Source organism: Mycobacterium gallinarum (assembly GCF_010726765.1).
GTDB lineage: Bacteria > Actinomycetota > Actinomycetes > Mycobacteriales > Mycobacteriaceae > Mycobacterium > Mycobacterium gallinarum.
In genome coordinates this window covers 371,266-387,616 of the sequence record NZ_AP022601.1, presented here as the reverse complement: position 1 = coordinate 387,616, position 16,351 = coordinate 371,266, and the positions used below count along the sequence as shown (strand labels likewise).

Here is a 16,351-nt window from a genome sequence, read left to right as displayed (position 1 = left end):
CGTCGGTGGAGGGCCGCAGCGGTATGCGCTACGGGTCGTGCTCGGGTGTCGCCGCCGCTCTCACGCCGAGGCTCGCGAGAAGGTGGGCCGGGGACGGTTAGGTCATCGCGGCCACCGCCCGAGGGGTTGGCACCCTTGGCACCGGGGGGTTGGCACCCGAAAGCCCTGGTCAAGTGGGGCTTGGCACCCTTGGCACCCTTGGCAGCCCACCGGGCGCCCGAGCACCTTCAGAACTAGCGACGAATAGTTAGCTAGTGAGGTCAATCGCGCGACTTCGTATAGATACATACGAGACCGTGAGATTGCGCGCCAGGGGTGCCAAGGGTGCCAAGGGTGCCAAGCCCCCGCTGACCTGCGAAAAGGGCAGCCGGCCAGGGTGCCAACCCCCGTGCCAAGGGTGCCAAGCTCCCGACCCCCGTCACGCCGCCCTCATTCGGTACTGAGCGACCTTTTGACCAGCCCGTTCGACCTCTCGGCGCTCGATGCTGCCGCCGTCGAGTAGCGCCAGCAGCGCGTCGGGCAGGTCACGGCGCAACTTACCGGTCACCGAGCGAGTGACCGCACCCCGCGACACCCAATCTGTTTGCTCGCTGAGGTACCGCGTGAGTCGACTCATCACCGTTTGCAGCGCGGCGGTCTGGCGGGTGTCGTCGGCGGCGGCGAGGCGGTGACCGTCAAGTTGGCCCTGTCGCACAGCGTCGTGCTCGGCTGCGGCGTCGGAGTAAGCGGCGACGACTCGGGCCACGGCTGCGGATACGGCCATCAGGCACTCGGCGCGCTGCCAGTCCTGAGGACCGACGTTGGGCGTGTTGTGCAGCACCGCCAGGGCGGCAGCGAGCTTGAGTCGCGCCAACAGGCGGTGACCGGCCAGCGGATCAACACTGCGCCCGAACGGGTCGAGGTCTTTGGCGGTGTCGGCGTCGATGATCTGCTGAGCGATGCTTGAACCGACGCCGATGGGCACCAAGGTCTGAGCGGCGGGATCGTAGAGGCTCGCGTCGGCGTCGTCGTCCTCGTCGACGTCAAACCGCATCGGGTCGATACCGAAGTCGGGCACCTCGACGGTCAGCGGGTCAACGGCCTTGGCGTCGGCGCTGCGGCGCGGTCGGGCGACGCCAGGCCGGACGGGCGACCACAGGAACCGCTGCGGCACGCCGTCGCGCTGCGACTGCTCGTTGAGCAGCACTGCGCCGTTGTCGGGTTGCACGCCCGCAGACAGACACAGCCGATAGGTGTGCATCGGCAGGATGACGCGACGGTCTTTGTCCGCGTTGGCGAATCCGAGTTCCTCGCCCATGTACGCCTTGAGCAATTCGGGCACCAGCGTCGAACCCTGGCGCGCTGTCAGCGCGTCAAGCGTGGCGATGTCGCGGCAGGCGAACAGCGCCCGGTCGGTGTGCCAGCGCAGCCCCACCTGGCCGCTGCCGAGCTTGTCGCGCTCGGCGTGCGCGTAGGTCCGGTTGATTCCCTCACCCGTGCCGATGGGCAGCATCGGCAGCACCGGCACCGACCGGCGACCCCCGAGCGACACGCGAACGGCTGCGGCCGCGGTCTTGTCGGTGGTGCCCTTGCCACCGCCGCTACTGCCGACGACAGCCAGTAGCAGGTTGAGCGACACCTCGCCGCCGATGGTTGGCGGTAGAACCACCTGCGGCGGCACGGCCAGCACGGCGCGCATGGCGACACCGAACAGCACCCCGTACCGCTCAGCGCCGCGCGCCTCGGCGAACCGGGCGACGTGGGCCAGCACGCCGCTCGACGTCAGCACGTCGGCGTTGTCGGCCATCACCTTTCGCAGGTCGGCCAGTGCGTCAGCCGCCGCCGTCGCGCCGTCCGACGTACTCGCGTCGGCGCGCGCCCGGTAATGGTCGGCTGCCAGCTGTTCACTGTTGTCGCGGGCTTGGTCGGCCTTCGCGCGCTTGATCGAGGCGGGTTCGTTCGCGTAGGGACTGTCGTTGTGCGCGGTAGTCTGAGACCTGGCGGTCACTGGCTGGGCTGCCTTTCATCTCGGTAAGTCGCCCCGTCGGACTGGTGAATCTGGCGGGGCGCTCGCATGTCTGGGCGTCGGGCGTCAATCCCGTGCGCGACAGCCTCATTGGCTCTACCGGCCCGACGGCCAGCCGGTGGCCCGCTCGGGCCGCTCGGGCAACTGCAGTCCCGTGACCTCGATCAGGTCGTCCACCGCGTCGGCGGTCTCGTACATCAGGGTCGTGATTGCCTGCGCCCCGGCCTCCAATCGCGCAACGATCGTCGGGTCGAGGACGTGATGCTTCGCCGCCCAATCGAGGAGGCTTAACAGCGGCGTCTCGCCTACATCATTGATCCGCATGAGGATCTCTTCGGCGTCCGAGACCGCATTATCTCTGTCGGTGATAGTCATGGCGTTTCCTCCTTAGTTCTGCTGCCGGGCGTCTCCGCGCGCCCGATCAGTCCTCGCCGCCGAGCATCTTGAGCAGCGCCAGGGCGGGCACCCGGACCCGGCGAGCCCCGAGCTTGATCGTGGGCAGCCGACCCTCACGAGCCATCGCGTAGCCGTAGGCCCGGCTCACGCCGAGGTAGCGCGCGGCCTGCTCGATGCTGAGAGTCGGTGGACCACTGCGCAATTCGTTCAATGTGGTCAGATTCGGGGCGGTTGTGACTGTCTCCATGCCCTTGAGTATATTGAACCTTAGTCAGGATTCGTCTACGGTGGTTAATTATGGGCACCAAACCGAATTACTCACCGCGTCGAGCGGGCGAGGTTGTCGGCGTCGAGGTGGACGCCGACGCCGAGCGGCCAGTGACGATTGCGTGCCACGATCACGCGCACACCTATGAGGTCGCGTGGCGCGAAACTGCCGACGGCCCCATGATTACCGATCTGCGGGTGACCTCGCCCGAGGGCGTGCCGATTACCTCGGACAGCCTCAAGCGAATCAATACCGACCGGCTCGCGCGGACGGCGGCGATGCACGGCACCGCTCAGTCCGCAGACGCCGCAAAGAAATTGCGTCAAACGCTCGACGCCGCCACCGGCACGACCGAGGGCCACGATTGGATCGAGCGGTTTCGGTTCACCGAGGGCGTCATCGACGCGATGGCCGAGCACGCGCCACCGGGGGCGGCGTCGTCCAAACCGCGCCGAGCGGGTCGGCCCGCGCTGCCGCGCCAATTCCTCGCGAAGGTCGCGACATGGGCGCGCGAGGAAAGCGTGCATGGCGGCGGCATATATCGCCGCGTCGCCGACCGCGCCGCAGCCACGCTTGAGCACGACGTGTCCGACGAGACGGTCAAGGGGTGGATCAGGCGGTGCAAGGACGCCGACCCGCCCCTACTCGGACGCGACGAATTACGCAGACCCCGCAAGCCCCGTACCGACCAGGAGACCAACCGATGAACTCTGACGACACGCAGGCCCGCCAGCGGGGTGAGCGCACCGACAACTCGATCAAGCGCCTGCCCGGCGGCAAGGGGTGGCGCGCCCGCCCGACGCTGGGCACCGACCCCGTGACCGGCAAGCAAGTCCGCCCTACCAAGGTCTTTCGCACCAAGGGCGAGGCCGCACAGTGGGTCAACGAGCAGCGCCAGCAGTGGGGCGCGGCGACGTGGGCACCCAAGTCGAACCAGACGTTCGATGAGGTCGCCGACCACTGGCTCAAGCTGCGCGAGGCTGACCCGTCCATCGGGCCGAATACCGTTCGGGCCGACCGCGAGTCACTGGCCTACGCCCGCCACGCGTTCGGCGCGATCCCGGTCCAGAGGCTCACGCCCGCCGCGCTCGCGGACTGGTCGGCCACGCTGACCGGCAAGGGCGCGAAGGCGCTGGCACCGGCCACCAAGCGCCGCGCGATTGTCCGGCTCAAATCGGTCATGGCGCACGCGCGCAAAATGCGCTGGCTGACCTATGACCCATCGGCTGACCTCACCTCGCCCGAGCAGAAGGCCGTCACGGCGACCGCCGCCGACGACATTTGGACGCCTGAGCAGATGGGCAAGTTCCTCGATCACGTCGCCGCCCACCGCCTCGCGGGGTGCTACGCGCTCACGCTGCTCGGGCTGCGACGCGAGGAAGTCGGCGGGCTGCGCTGGTCGGACCTCGACCTTGAGACCGGCGCCCTGCGCATCCGACAAGCCCGCGTGGACGTCAACGGTCGCGACATGATCGTGCCCACCAAGACCGACCGCAGCGCTCGCGATCTGCCAGTGCCCCAGCGCGAACTGGCAATGATCAAGGCCATGCGCTCGGTGCACCTGCGCGAGCGCCTGGCCGTGGGACGACCACTGGCCGAGGCCGACCTGTTGCTCTCGCGGCCCGACGGGACGCCACTGCCGGTGCGCGACTACAGCCGTGAGTTCGCCGCCCAGCGCAAGGCGGCGGGCCTCAAGGCGATCACACTCGGAAAGCTGCGGCACTCGAACATCTCTCGGATGCGCGCGGCGGGCGTCGCCGCCGACGTCGTGGCGGCGTGGCACGGCCACACCGAGCGGATGACTCAGGCCGTCTACGGGCGCGTGACCGACGATCGGCTGACAGCCGCGTCGGCGGTGTTCTCGGCAGCCGTAGGACAGAGTTAGGACACTCGGGCGGGATAGGACACCGCCCCGCAAACAAGAAATCCGCCCCGGCCAATGGTCGGAGCGGATTTCTATTTGTGGAGCTAAGGGGATTCGAACCCCTGACCCCCACACTGCCAGTGTGGTGCGCTACCAACTGCGCCATAGCCCCTTGTTGTGCTCATCGAAGTTACACCACCTGCGGTAGGCCTTCAAAATCGCAGGTCAGGGCACTTCGCCGCCGGCCTCCGGCCCGAGCGGGCGCGCCGGCGTGTGCCCAGCCGGCGGTAGACCGCGCGTCTCCGGAGCGAACATCCAACCGATTGCCGCGATAAAGAGGACCGAGCCACTGACGACGAAGGCCCAGCCGAACGACAGATGTTGGGCGATCAAGCCGACGATCAGCGATCCGCCGATCGATCCGACGTCGACCATCATCTGGAATACCGCGACCGGCGTCCCTCCGCGGGACTTGTTTCCGACGATGTCGGCGACAGCGGCCTGTTGCGGGGAGATGAAGATGCCCGTCGCCGCTCCGCACACGTACGCGGTCACCAGGAAGATCACCAGCGACGTCGTCACCCCGAGCAGGCTCGTCGTGACGGCCGAGGCCAGCAGTCCGACAATGAGCAACTTGCGCCGCCCGATCCGGTCGGACAGGTAACCGCTGGGAATCACCACTGAGACGTTGCCGATGGCGAACGTCGCGAGCGCCAGGCCTGCGATGCCGGTCCCGCGGCCCAGTCCCTCCACGATGAACAGCGGCACCAATGCGATACGCAGCCCGAACGCCGCCCATCCGGTCGCGAAGTTGGACAGCAGCGCGGCGAGGTAGGCACGGTGCCGCAACACCTCTCGCAGCGTGACAGCGGGCCCGTCGGATTCCTCGGGTGCGGCCAGCGTGCTCCCCCGCAGGCTGAAGAACACCACCCCGGCCGCGACGAGCAGCGCAGCCCCGTAGATCGCGAACGGTGCCGCCAGACCCAGCCCGGCCGTGAGGCTGCCGAGCACCGGTCCTCCGACCGATCCGATGAGGAACCCTGACGAGAACAGGCCCGCGACGCGACCGCGTGCATCCTGGGGCGAGATCCGGATCATCAGGGCCAGCGACGACACCGAGAACATGGCAGACCCGAGTCCGCCGAGCGACCGGAACAGCAGCAACTGCCAGTACGTCTGCGCGAACGCGCACACCGCGGTCGACACGGCGACGATCAGCAGGCCGTTGATGTAGACCCGACGCTCCCCCAGCCGCTGGACCAGCCAGCCGGCCGGCGGAGCGGCCACCAACCGCATCAACGCGAACGCCGTGATGACGAAGGTCGCCGCGCTGATGCTCACACCGAAGTGGCGGGCATACTGCGGAAGAACCGGCGCGACCACTCCGTAGCCGAGCGCGACCACGACGTTCGCCGAAACCAACAGCCAGACCTCACGCGGGAGCTTCGGCTTGCCACCCTGGCCGGAACTGTCTTTCGAACAGTCGGCCTCCGCGTCAGAACTCACGCAATGACTTTATTCACCACTTCCTTGGCCGCTTCCTGCACCTCGGCAAGATGGTCCGGCCCGCGGAACGACTCGGCGTAGATCTTGTACACGTCTTCGGTACCCGACGGGCGCGCAGCGAACCACGCGTTCTCCGTCGTCACCTTCAGACCGCCCAGCGGCGCGCCGTTGCCCGGCGCCGTCGTCAGCTTCGCGGTGATCGCCTCGCCCGCCAGCTCGGTGGCGATGACCTGCTCGGCCGACAACTTGGCAAGCCGCGCCTTCTGCTCACGGTTGGCGGGCGCGTCGATGCGGGCGTACGTTGGCGCACCGTACTTTTCGGCGAGCGCGTCGTATCGCTGGGACGGCGTCGAACCTGTCTTCGCCAGGATCTCCGACGCTAGCAACGCCAGGATGATGCCGTCTTTATCCGTGGTCCACACCGACCCGTTGCGCCGCAGGAACGACGCCCCGGCGCTCTCCTCGCCGCCGAAACCGATAGTGCCGCTGAGTAATCCGTCGACGAACCACTTGAAGCCCACCGGAACCTCGACCAATTTGCGGCCCAGCCCGGCGACGACCCGGTCGATGATCGACGAACTCACCGCAGTCTTGCCGACGGCCGTGGACGCCGGCCACTCGGGCCTGTTGGCGTACAGGTAGTCGATCGCCACAGCCAGGAAGTGGTTCGGATTGAGCAGCCCACCATCGGGTGTGACGATGCCGTGCCGGTCGGAGTCCGCGTCGTTGCCCGTCGCGATCTGGTAGCTGTCGCGGTTGGCGATCAATGACGCCATGGCGTTGGGCGAACTGCAGTCCATCCGAATCTTGCCGTCGGTGTCGAGGGTCATGAACCGCCACGTCGCATCGACAAGCGGGTTGACCACGGTGAGCTTCAGGTTGTGTCGCTCGGCGATGGCGCCCCAGTAGTCGACGCTGGCGCCGCCCAGCGGGTCGGCGCCGATGCGGATACCCTCGGCGCTGATCGCATGCAGATCCACGACGTTGGGCAGATCGGCGATGTAAGCGTCGAGGTAGTCGTGACGCTCCGCGGTCTTCAGGGCGCTGGCCAGCGGTATCCGTTTCACATCCTTCAGGCCGTCGCGCAGGATCTCGTTGGCCCGCTTGGCAATTGCACCGGTGGCATCCGTGTCGGCAGGTCCGCCGTTGGGCGGGTTGTACTTGAAGCCGCCGTCACGTGGCGGATTGTGCGACGGCGTGACCACGATCCCGTCGGCCAGATCGCCGTCACGTCCGTCGTTGAAGGTCAGGATGGCATGGCTGACGGCGGGCGTCGGGGTGAAGCGGTCCGCTGAATCGATCATCGCGACGACGTCGTTGGCGGCGAGCACCTCCAGTGCCGAGGCCCACGCGGGTTCGGAGAGCGCGTGCGTGTCACGTCCGATGAACAGCGGGCCGGACGTGCCCTGCGCGTGCCGGTACTCGACGATGGCCTGGGTCGTCGCGACGATGTGTGCCTCGTTGAACGCCGCATCCAGGCTGGAGCCGCGATGGCCCGACGTGCCGAACATCACCTGCTGGTCGACGTTGTCGGGGTCAGGTTCGACGGTGTAGTAGGCCGTGACTACCTGAGCCACATCGATGAGGTCTTCGGGCTGCGCCGGTTGACCGGCGCGGGGGTTGGCCGCCATGGGTCCAGTCTGCTCTGTTTCCGCGCCGCGCACGGCCATGGCGCGGAGAATTCAGGCCGACGGCGACAGTTCGTCGCACTCTCTACGCGAGGAGCGACGTCTGCTCCGACGACGAGTCGGGTACCAGCAGCACCGCTCGGGCGTGTTTGCGAGTCAACTGGTGGGCGACCGACTGGCCGGCGAAGGTGTCGATGAACGAGTGCACGCCGCCCCGCGGTGCGCCGAGGACGATCATCACGGCGTCGACCTGCTCGGCAAGCTCGGCGAGCACATCCGGTGGACGGCCGTGCATAGCGTGGTAAGTCCAGTTCGCGCCGAGTTCGTCCAGCAGCTTTCGTGCGGCGACGGCGTGGGCTTCGACGCTGGCGTGGAACTGCTGTTCGTAATCCCACGCGTCCGGATCGACGGGTAGGTCGGCGACGTCGGCGATGTGCACCACATGCAGGTGCGCCTCCAGATGCCGTGCCAGTTTCACCGCGTAACGCAACGCCGCGGCGCTCGCGGGTTCGCGATCCCAGCCGACCACCAACTCCGCAGAGGTCCGCGTCGTGGATTCGCCAAAGTCTGCCATTGCGGCCGCCCTCCATCGGTCGAGATTCTCAGCGGGTCAGAGCGCCCACACCACAGCCAGTCCGAGCGCGCATGCCGCGACAGATAGCACCAGGGAAACGAGCGCGTTGAGCAACGCAAGCCCTCGCCGGCGTTGCTGGATCAGTCGCACGGTCTCGAAGCTGGCGGTGCTGAAAGTCGTGTAGCCGCCGCAGAATCCGGTGCCCAGCACGGTCTGCCAGGTGCTTGGTTGGTCGTGGAACAGCACCATTCCGGCGAGCATGCCGAGGAACAGCGATCCCGTGATGTTGATGACCACAGTCGCCAAGGGAAAAGGGGATTGCCAGCGCTGTTTCGTCCATGCGTCGAGCAGGAACCGCGTGACGGCGCCCGAGGCTCCTGCGAGGAAGGTGAGGATCGCAATCATGCGGGCGACCTCCTACGGTGCACCGCTGCCATGATCACGATGCCAAGCCAGGCGGTGAACACACCGCCCACGACGCTGAGCAGGCCGTAACTGATGGCGGTTCCGAAGTCGCCGTGTCGGCCCAACAGCACGATCTCCAGTGCGAAGGTGCTGTAGGTGGTGAACGCCCCGCAGAACCCGGTGCCGGCGCAGAGGCGGGCGCGGCGGCGCCAACCCGAGTCCTCGCCGAGACGCGCGAGTCCCTCGAGCAAGCCGCCCAAGGCGAAGGCGCCGCACAGGTTGATCAAGAAGGTCGCCCACGGCCACGATGCGCCATCGTGCGGCAGAGCCTTCTCCACGTAGTAACGCAGCGCTGTTCCGGCGATAGCGCCGAGGAATACCAAGGCCATCGCCGATGGCCGTAGGTGCAGCGGTCGTAGCGGTTTGGCCGGCGCGTCGGGATCCGTCAGCAACTCGGCGTGAGAGTCGGCGGCCGTTGGCAACGTCCCCTCGTCAGGTACGCCCCCGTCGTCGTTCGGGTGCTTCACGCCGGGCGGTTCTGAGCTCATGTGTTAGGTGCCTGATCCATCGCGATGACGGCAGGAACTATCAGCCAATTGGCGGTTCGAGCGACTAGCTCGGGCGAGATCCATCACCACTTCGAAGGACTGTACCGCTCTAGCTGCGGGTATCGCGATATGAGTGGCGGCGCTCCCTCGACCACGCGAGGTAAGGCTACCCTCACCTCGGATTCGGGTGTACCGTCCCACGCCGTGACTTCGTCCAATCCAGAAGCCGTGAGCGCTGCTCTCACCGAGATCCTGCGCGAAGACATGAATGTAGATACCCGCAGGGTCACCAGGGAATCCAGACTGATCGACGACGTCGGGCTCGACTCGGTGGCATTCGCAATTGGAATGGTGGCCATCGAGGACAAACTCGGGGTGGCGCTGTCCGAAGAGGACCTGCTCAGCTGTGGCACCGTGGGCGATCTCGAAGCGGCCATCCTCGCGAAGGTGCCCGCGGCCCACTTGAACTCGTGACCGTGCTGGCCGCGGCACTGTCGGCCGCGATGCGCGGAGCCAGGACCCAGTTATCGGTGCTCGATACCGGCAGCGACAAGTGGATTCACCATCCCTGGCAGGAGGTCCACGCGCGATCGGAGAACGTCGCCGACTGCATCGTCGACGACGGATCCACCTCGGTCGGCCTCGTCGGTGAGCCGACCATCGAGTATCTCGCCGCGATACCGGGCGCTTTCTTCGCGGGCGCGGGACTGTCGATCCTGCCGGGTCCCATTCGGCGCGCCGATCCCCTGCAATGGGCGCGGACGACTTGGGACCGGTGGCGCAGCATCGGAGTGACGACGGTGTTCAGCCACGGCGTCGAGTTGGAACTGCTGCGCGAGCAGACCGACGGAATAGTCCTTCACGATCTCGTCGACGTGGCCCACGCCCGCAGATCCACCCCTTTCCAAGGACCCCAGACAGCAGACGTCGCCATCCTGCAGGGCACCGCCGGTTCCACCGGAACTCCACGCACAGCGCAGATTTCGCCCGCCGCCGCCCTGGCCAACCTTCGCGGATTGACCACACGAATCAATATCGACGGCGACTCCCGACTGCAGAGCTGGCTACCCATCTACCACGATATGGGTCTTGCGGTCATGCTCGTATCCACGCTCGGGCAGGCAGATCTTTGGCAGGCGCCCACGAAGGCGTTCTCCAGCAATCCATTTGGTTGGCTGGACTGGCTTCACGAGAGCAAGGCCACGATGACCGCGGCGCCCAATATGGCGTTCAACATCATCGGCAAGTACGGCAGCGGCCTCTCCGGTCTCAATCTGAGCAATCTCGGCTACACGCTCAACGGCGGCGAACCCGTCGACTGTGACGGATACACACGTTTCTCCGCAGAGATGGCCCGCTTCGGCTTCAACCCGAATTCACTTGCCCCGTCCTATGGGCTTGCCGAATCTACCTGTGCAGTAACCATTCCCGAGCCGTTCTCAGGTCTTCGTATCGACGAGGTCACCGTGACGACCGATGCGGGCGAATCCACCAGGCGCTTTGCTGTTCTCGGCCACCCGATCGACGGTATGGAGATTCGGGTGAACGCCGAGCAGCCTCACGGCACCGAGGTGGCCGATCGTGAGGTCGGAGAGATCGAGATCCGCGGCACGTCACTAATGAACGGGTATGTCGGCGTGGCGCCGGTCGATTTTCGCGACTGGCTGCCCACCGGGGATCTCGGATACCTGACCGACGAGGGGCTCGTCGTCTGTGGCCGCGCGAAGGAACTCATCACGGTGGCGGGACGCAACGTGTTCCCCAACGAGATCGAACGCATTGCCGGCCAAATCGAGGGCGTGCGTGACGGTTGCGTGATCGCGATCGGCACCGGTGAGGCGACCGCACGACCGCGACTGATCATCACCGCGGAGTTCAAAGGCGAGGACGAACCCGCAGCGCGCAGTGCCGTAATTGCCCGCGTCGCATCCGAATGCGGTGTGGTGCCCGCTGATGTGGTGTTCGTCAAACCCGGTGCGCTGCCACGCACGTCCTCGGGCAAGCTGCGCCGGTTGGAGGTCAAGCGCAGCCTCGAAGGAGCCAGCCGATGACCGTCGACCTCCCTGTGGACGAGGACTACTGCGAGCTGCTCGAGCGCGTCTTCGACGACCGGGTGACGAAGTGGACGGCCGAGGCCGAAGAGACCGAGCGCTTTCCCCGCCAGCTCATCGAATACCTTGGTGAATCAGGTGTTTTCGCCGCCAAGTGGCCGGAGGGCCAGCAGCAGTCAGACGTCGCGAAGGTGATCGCGCTGGCGCGCAAGCTCGGAACCCTGGGGTCGGCAGGCATCGGCGTCGGCGTGGGACTGCACGACTCGGCGATCGCGATCCTGCGGCGGTTCGGCAAGTCGGATTACCTGCGCAACATCGCCGAGCAGGCGATCTGCGGCGAGGCCGTGCTGTGCATCGGTGCCTCCGAACAGTCCGGTGGATCCGACCTGCAGATCGTCGGCACCGAGGTCCGGTCGATCCGGGACGGATTCGAAGTCAAGGGCATCAAGAAGTTCGTGTCGCTATCCCCGGTCGCCGACCACGTCATGGCGGTGGCCCGCAATGTCGACCATGATCCGAACAGCAAGCACGGCAGCGTGGTCGTCGTCGCCGTCCCGTTGGCGCAGTGCGAAATTCAGCCGCAGTACCGCAAGGTCGGTGCCGGTCCGCTGGACACCGCCGCCGTGCACATCGACACGTGGGTGCCCACCGACGCATTGGTCGCACGTGCGGGCATCGGCCTGGCCGCGATCTCCTGGGGACTGGCGCAGGAGCGGATGTCGGTGGCGGGACTGGTGTCGACGTCGGCTCAGCGCGTCATTGGAATCACGCTGGCGCGCATGATGACTCGCCGACAGTTCGGCCATACCTTGTATGAGCATCAGGCACTGCGGCTGCGCATGGCCGACCTGCAGGCACGCGTCGACATGCTGCGTTTTGCGCTGGACGGAATCGCGGCGACGGGCAAGCTGGATCTCCGCGCCGCTGCGGCCATGAAGGTCAACGCGGCCCGCCTGGGCGAAGAGGTGCTCAACGAATGTATGCACATCTTCGGCGGCTCGGGCTATCTGGTGGACGAGACACCGCTGGGCCGATGGTGGCGCGATATGAAGCTGGCGCGCGTCGGCGGCGGCACCGACGAAGTGCTGTGGGAGTTGGTCGCCGCGGCGATGAAGCCCGACTACGACGGCTACGCCGAGTTCAACCAGCTGCCCTAGGCCTTGCTGGCCTAGGCCTTGGCGAGGTTGACGAGGAACTCGATGGTTCCTGTCGGTTCAACGGTCACGAACCCGGCGAAATCCGGTGGCGTGACGTTGAAGTCGGTCCAGGTCACCGGGACAGAGCCGGCGGCGACAATGGTCGCACCTCTCCGCTGCACGTCGACCTTCGCTGTGATGTCGCGTGACACACCCTTGACCGTGAGACTGACCGGGACGTCGAGGGTCACCGGTGCCCCGGTCTCGGGTACTGCGGCGACGTCGACAGGCTGCGTGACGCGCAATTCGGCGGTCGGGAACTTGGCGGTATCGAGGATGTCCTCACCACGAAATTGATTGTCGCGCGAGCTTTCCGGTGAAGTGATCGACGCCACGTCAACGGTGAACGTCGCCGACTCCAGCTTCTCCGCGGTCACTACGGCATCGCCGGTGACCTTCGGAGTCCGACCGTTTACGGTCAGCGGGGAGCCGCGCAGTATTTCGTCCACGCGATAGCCCGCCTGTGTCCGCGTGGCGTCGTCATCCGGCCCCGGCACCACCGTCCACATCCCGTTGACGTCGGTGGTCGCCGCCTCGCTCTGGCCGGGCAGCGCCAACTCGGCATCGGCTTCACCGGCGATGAATTCGCGATAGGCCCACGGACCGGCAGTGAAGCCGACGACGGCAAGAACGATCAGGATGCCGAGCGCCCATAGCGCAGCCTTCTTCATGGCAGGGAACGCTAGCCGATCTCAGGGGCATCCGACGGCGAACGCGGCAGCGCGTAAAGCGCCATTCGCCGATTCGACATGTCGTGCTCGCCGAGGAATACACCGCCCGCGTACTCGCACACCGCGCGCGCTGCTGCGTTGCGATGATCTGGGTCGAACATGATGCGACGGCAACAGGGTTCGAGTTCGAAGATGTTGGCGACCAAGCGCGGCAACATGATCGGCGCGATCCCGCGGTTGACGAATCGCATCTCCGCGATCGCCGCGTGCACGCCGATGTCGTGCGGATCCGCGTCATACCGAGGAGCGATCGAATCCTTAGCCGCTCGATACAGCTCGACGTAGACGAAGTCCTGGCCGCGGAAACTACCGATGAACGGCCGCGAGTAGTCACCGTCGAGTTGCGCTTGCAGGTAACGCCGCCAGCGCTGCGGCGGCCAGTCGTACTCCCACGCCTCCACCAGGTGCGGGCGGTTCATCCACGCCGAGATCATCTCGGCGTCTGCGGTGGCGTCGGCCAGCCTGACGCGGTACGGCTCGCCCAGAGCAGGCGTCGGCGGTGCACCTACGGCGCGGACCTCGTCGGAAATCGACGTCAGCTCGCGCGGCAAGACGGGTGACGGGGCCTCGTCAATGTCGGTCATCGCCCGCCGAGCCTACCGGAGCCACTGAGGGTAGGTTTACCTACCTTCTCGCCGCGGATGATGCAGGGCAGAAGTCCAGCGTGTCGACATCGTCGAAACCCATCCCGCGGCGACTGCCGCGTCTTCGGGCGGCCCTTGAGCACGCCGGGCGCGAATCACCCGAACAGTTCGTCGATCGCCTTCTGCTCCAACTCAATCCATTTGGCGACATGCTCACGGACCTGCGCGACTTCTTCCTCGTCGAAGTGCCGGGCCCCATCAGGTGTCATCCGGCAGATATCCATCGGACCGCCGATGCTCGGCGAGGAGGTGTCCAGAGTGTCAAGTACCCGCAGGGCTGCCACGACGCCGTAGTCGACACTGCGCTTGGACATCTGAAAATGGGCGAGCAGCGCGTAGGCCTGCTGGGCCATCGGCGAGCCACTGCCGACTGCCTGAAAGCCGGTCTCTTCGTGATGTCCGATCAAGCCGTGCGGATCGATGTCGACGATGAACGGCTTGCCGTCGGAGTAGCCCGCGGCCAACATGTACGTCGCTGGTGTCGCACCGGGTTTCCCACCGGGAACCTCTGGGATGAACGAGCTGTAGTGCTGCTCCAGCACAGGCACGACGCGCTGCTGGAGGGCGTGCCCGACATCTGGCGCTTCGACGATCGCGTCCGCCTCGGCAACGAAGATCTGCTCGAGGTCGAACAGCACGGCCCGAGATCCGCTCCCACCCCACGCCGCGTGCTTGCCGAGTGCGTGCAGTTTCTGGGCTGGATAACTCACTGCACGCACGGGATCGGTGATCTGCGAGTCCGACGCCATCACCAGCCCATCGGCACACCGCAATGCGAGAACGACCGTCACACCTCACCTCTTACCCAGATGGCGTTCGTCTCACTCTGCACCGTGGAATCGTGAAGGGATGGATGTCGACCGCGTGGCCGAACTTCAGCGCTGGCAGGACTCCGGAGCTTTGTGGGAGGTGCTCGCCCGAGTGAGCGGCTCTGTCACCGTGGCATTGTTGCGGTGCGACGGCGGTGAGGAAATGGAACGGTTCACCTCCGACGATCCTCGTCTCCTGGAGTTCATCGGCGACCGGCGCAGCAGCGACGAGCAATGAAAGCCACGAAAGCCCCGCCCAAAAAAGGACGGGGCTTCCGCTGACGTGACATCAGAACGGCGCGGTTCTGAAACCACCTTCCCACTGAACGCCCCAGGCGTTCAGCTCACTGTTCCACTCCACCGGGAGCCACGGCGCCCAGTACGGCGGCGGCGGAGCAGGTGGCGCCCACATCGGCACGAAGCCACGATGCCCCGGCGGCGGAAGGCCGCGCTGCCCGGGCGGCAGGGGATTACCCGGCCCGCCGACATTCACCCCCGGACCTGGACCGGGCCACGGCGGACCCGGCCACTTCGGATCGGCGTTGCCGACACCCGCGCCAATCCCCAGTGCACCGCCTGCCACAGCACCGGCACATATGGCCGCTAGGACGGCTTTCTTGACACTCATCAGGTCGACTCCTTCGATCTGCACGCCCGCGACTTGCGGAAATGCTGGTCAGTTTCGACCCCCGACGTCACCAGGCTACCCACGGGCAGCTACGGCCTAAACGCCTGCTCGACGCAGCAGATCCACAAATGCTGCCAGCGCCGCATCGACCCCATTGCGATCGTCCGTGGCGACCAGATCGAGCAACAGACCCCGCGCGACGGCCAGACCCAGACGCATCATCGCGGGATCGACTGCCCGGGCGGCGTCGTCGGTCAGCCAGTCGTTCACAGCGCCGGGCAGCATTCCGGAGAAGGGCGCCTCGCCCTGTGCGCCGCGCGCGTAGCACTCGAAGAACAGGCGCTCGAAGGGGCGCAGTTCAGGCCTTCGCAGGTCGGCCCACATCGCCCCGATGGCGTCGGCTGGTTCGGTGGGCAGGTCACTCATCATCGACATCTGGCGACGTTCAACCTCCCCGACAATCGCGAGCAGCAGTTCGTTCCGTGAGCCGAAGTGGTGCAACAGCATCCGATGGCTCGTCCCGACCGCCGCCGCAACGTCGCGCAATGACCTGTCACCGATCCCGCGCGCAGCGAATTCCGTGACCACTGCGTCAAGCAGTTCTTGGCGGCGCTCGAGGTCAGGAGGCCGGGCCATTGAGGTGGTATGACTGCTCGCTTCGCGCTTTCAGGCCTGCGGCCTCCAACTCGAGGTATCTCCGCGTCAGTCGACGCATGAGCAGCCCGACCAAAGCCCCAACCGGTCCGCCCTGGTCGATCTGCTGACGTACTCGGGTACGGCCGTCGGCGAGCGCCTCGATGTCATGGCTCGCCTTGGTCAGCCCACCGGGCGAACGCTGGACCCACGTCCATGACCTGCCCGGTTCGACATCCGTGACCTCCCAGACGAGCTTCGGCATGCGCGGTTGCTTGATCTCGAACCGTTTGCCCACGGAGATGCCGGGTCCGTCGAGCGCGACCAGGCGGGTGACGGAGGCCGTCCATTCGGGCCAACGTTCGACGTCGCTGAAGACATCCCAGACGACTGTGGCCGGTGCGTCGATCTCGACGCCATCGTCGGTAATCATGTACCAAAAGGTACATGAACTATCGCCGGCAC

20 protein-coding genes, 1 tRNA gene and 1 riboswitch are annotated in these 16,351 nt (G+C 66.3%); of the genes, 6 read left to right on the top strand and 15 right to left on the bottom strand.

Annotated features, from left to right (window positions below):
* Positions 1 to 418: 418 nt before the first annotated feature.
* The 3 genes from G6N42_RS01855 to G6N42_RS01845 all read right to left on the bottom strand — a co-directional run bounded on the left by G6N42_RS01855 (position 419) and on the right by G6N42_RS01845 (position 2,648).
* On the bottom strand, positions 419 to 1,987 hold the full coding sequence (locus tag G6N42_RS01855; RefSeq protein WP_014214338.1) for a hypothetical protein: 1,569 nt from the start codon (positions 1,985 to 1,987) through the stop codon (positions 419 to 421).
* Between the two features lie 114 nt (positions 1,988 to 2,101).
* Positions 2,102 to 2,380 (bottom strand): hypothetical protein, encoded by a 279-nt coding sequence (locus G6N42_RS01850; protein ID WP_014214339.1) that lies wholly within the window; start codon positions 2,378 to 2,380, stop codon positions 2,102 to 2,104.
* A 46-nt stretch (positions 2,381 to 2,426) separates the two neighbouring features.
* Positions 2,427 to 2,648 carry a helix-turn-helix domain-containing protein gene (locus G6N42_RS01845; protein WP_014214340.1) on the bottom strand — a complete coding sequence of 74 codons (222 nt, stop codon included), beginning with the start codon at positions 2,646 to 2,648 and terminating at the stop codon, positions 2,427 to 2,429.
* 50 nt (positions 2,649 to 2,698) lie between these two features.
* Here G6N42_RS01845 and G6N42_RS01840 point away from each other — a divergent pair, with 50 nt between their 5' ends.
* Positions 2,699 to 3,376 (top strand): hypothetical protein, encoded by a 678-nt coding sequence (locus G6N42_RS01840; protein ID WP_014214341.1) that lies wholly within the window; start codon positions 2,699 to 2,701, stop codon positions 3,374 to 3,376.
* A complete protein-coding gene (locus G6N42_RS01835; RefSeq protein ID WP_163725306.1) occupies positions 3,373 to 4,554 on the top strand; it encodes a tyrosine-type recombinase/integrase in 1,182 nt (393 codons plus the stop codon). Before G6N42_RS01840 ends, G6N42_RS01835 begins: the two co-directional genes overlap by 4 nt.
* Before the next feature lie 78 nt (positions 4,555 to 4,632).
* On the opposite strand, the gene G6N42_RS01830 is transcribed toward G6N42_RS01835, so the two are convergent.
* From G6N42_RS01830 to crcB (G6N42_RS01805), 6 genes are all read right to left on the bottom strand, one after another.
* A tRNA-Ala gene (locus tag G6N42_RS01830) sits at positions 4,633 to 4,705 on the bottom strand.
* A 53-nt stretch (positions 4,706 to 4,758) separates the two neighbouring features.
* On the bottom strand, positions 4,759 to 6,039 hold the full coding sequence (locus tag G6N42_RS01825; RefSeq protein WP_163725303.1) for an MFS transporter: 1,281 nt from the start codon (positions 6,037 to 6,039) through the stop codon (positions 4,759 to 4,761).
* A complete protein-coding gene (pgm, locus tag G6N42_RS01820) occupies positions 6,036 to 7,670 on the bottom strand; it encodes a phosphoglucomutase (alpha-D-glucose-1,6-bisphosphate-dependent) (protein ID WP_163725300.1) in 1,635 nt (544 codons plus the stop codon). Before pgm ends, G6N42_RS01825 begins: the two co-directional genes overlap by 4 nt.
* A gap of 82 nt (positions 7,671 to 7,752) precedes the next feature.
* Positions 7,753 to 8,241, bottom strand: a complete 489-nt coding sequence (locus tag G6N42_RS01815; RefSeq protein WP_163725297.1) for a universal stress protein — start codon at positions 8,239 to 8,241, stop codon at positions 7,753 to 7,755.
* A 36-nt stretch (positions 8,242 to 8,277) separates the two neighbouring features.
* Positions 8,278 to 8,646, bottom strand: coding sequence for a fluoride efflux transporter CrcB (gene crcB / locus G6N42_RS01810; protein ID WP_163725295.1), 369 nt, complete (start codon positions 8,644 to 8,646; stop codon positions 8,278 to 8,280).
* Positions 8,643 to 9,194, bottom strand: a complete 552-nt coding sequence (crcB, locus tag G6N42_RS01805; protein WP_163725292.1) for a fluoride efflux transporter CrcB — start codon at positions 9,192 to 9,194, stop codon at positions 8,643 to 8,645. The genes crcB (G6N42_RS01810) and crcB (G6N42_RS01805) overlap by 4 nt, the downstream gene beginning before the upstream one ends.
* A gap of 24 nt (positions 9,195 to 9,218) precedes the next feature.
* Positions 9,219 to 9,291, bottom strand: a riboswitch (Fluoride riboswitch).
* Between the two features lie 32 nt (positions 9,292 to 9,323).
* Between crcB (G6N42_RS01805) and G6N42_RS01800 the strand changes: the two genes are divergently transcribed.
* The 3 genes from G6N42_RS01800 to mbtN are packed head-to-tail and all read left to right on the top strand — an operon-like array spanning position 9,324 to position 12,402.
* Positions 9,324 to 9,668, top strand: coding sequence for an acyl carrier protein (locus G6N42_RS01800; RefSeq protein WP_286201633.1), 345 nt, complete (start codon positions 9,324 to 9,326; stop codon positions 9,666 to 9,668).
* Positions 9,669 to 9,673: 5 nt separating this feature from the next.
* Positions 9,674 to 11,245, top strand: coding sequence for a long-chain-fatty acid--ACP ligase MbtM (gene mbtM, locus G6N42_RS01795; RefSeq protein ID WP_174262202.1), 1,572 nt, complete (start codon positions 9,674 to 9,676; stop codon positions 11,243 to 11,245).
* Positions 11,242 to 12,402 carry a mycobactin biosynthesis acyl-ACP dehydrogenase MbtN gene (gene mbtN, locus G6N42_RS01790; RefSeq protein WP_163725281.1) on the top strand — a complete coding sequence of 387 codons (1,161 nt, stop codon included), beginning with the start codon at positions 11,242 to 11,244 and terminating at the stop codon, positions 12,400 to 12,402. The genes mbtM and mbtN overlap by 4 nt, the downstream gene beginning before the upstream one ends.
* 11 nt (positions 12,403 to 12,413) lie before the next feature.
* Here the strand turns inward: mbtN and G6N42_RS01785 are convergent, their stop codons facing one another.
* The 3 genes from G6N42_RS01785 to G6N42_RS01775 all read right to left on the bottom strand — a co-directional run bounded on the left by G6N42_RS01785 (position 12,414) and on the right by G6N42_RS01775 (position 14,607).
* Positions 12,414 to 13,112 carry a YceI family protein gene (locus G6N42_RS01785; RefSeq protein WP_163725279.1) on the bottom strand — a complete coding sequence of 233 codons (699 nt, stop codon included), beginning with the start codon at positions 13,110 to 13,112 and terminating at the stop codon, positions 12,414 to 12,416.
* An 11-nt stretch (positions 13,113 to 13,123) separates the two neighbouring features.
* Positions 13,124 to 13,756 (bottom strand): GNAT family N-acetyltransferase, encoded by a 633-nt coding sequence (locus G6N42_RS01780; RefSeq protein ID WP_163725276.1) that lies wholly within the window; start codon positions 13,754 to 13,756, stop codon positions 13,124 to 13,126.
* Between the two features lie 155 nt (positions 13,757 to 13,911).
* Positions 13,912 to 14,607 carry an Ntn hydrolase family protein gene (locus G6N42_RS01775; RefSeq protein WP_163725273.1) on the bottom strand — a complete coding sequence of 232 codons (696 nt, stop codon included), beginning with the start codon at positions 14,605 to 14,607 and terminating at the stop codon, positions 13,912 to 13,914.
* Between the two features lie 58 nt (positions 14,608 to 14,665).
* Between G6N42_RS01775 and G6N42_RS01770 the strand changes: the two genes are divergently transcribed.
* Complete coding sequence (locus G6N42_RS01770; protein ID WP_163725269.1) at positions 14,666 to 14,863, top strand: hypothetical protein; 198 nt, start codon at positions 14,666 to 14,668, stop codon at positions 14,861 to 14,863.
* Positions 14,864 to 14,914: 51 nt separating this feature from the next.
* Here G6N42_RS01770 and G6N42_RS01765 read toward each other — a convergent pair whose 3' ends face one another.
* The 3 genes from G6N42_RS01765 to G6N42_RS01755 form a co-directional block, all read right to left on the bottom strand.
* Positions 14,915 to 15,253, bottom strand: coding sequence for a hypothetical protein (locus G6N42_RS01765; protein ID WP_163725266.1), 339 nt, complete (start codon positions 15,251 to 15,253; stop codon positions 14,915 to 14,917).
* Between the two features lie 96 nt (positions 15,254 to 15,349).
* Positions 15,350 to 15,889 (bottom strand): TetR/AcrR family transcriptional regulator, encoded by a 540-nt coding sequence (locus G6N42_RS01760; protein ID WP_163725263.1) that lies wholly within the window; start codon positions 15,887 to 15,889, stop codon positions 15,350 to 15,352.
* Complete coding sequence (locus tag G6N42_RS01755; protein WP_163725260.1) at positions 15,873 to 16,319, bottom strand: SRPBCC family protein; 447 nt, start codon at positions 16,317 to 16,319, stop codon at positions 15,873 to 15,875. Before G6N42_RS01755 ends, G6N42_RS01760 begins: the two co-directional genes overlap by 17 nt.
* Positions 16,320 to 16,351: the final 32 nt, after the last annotated feature.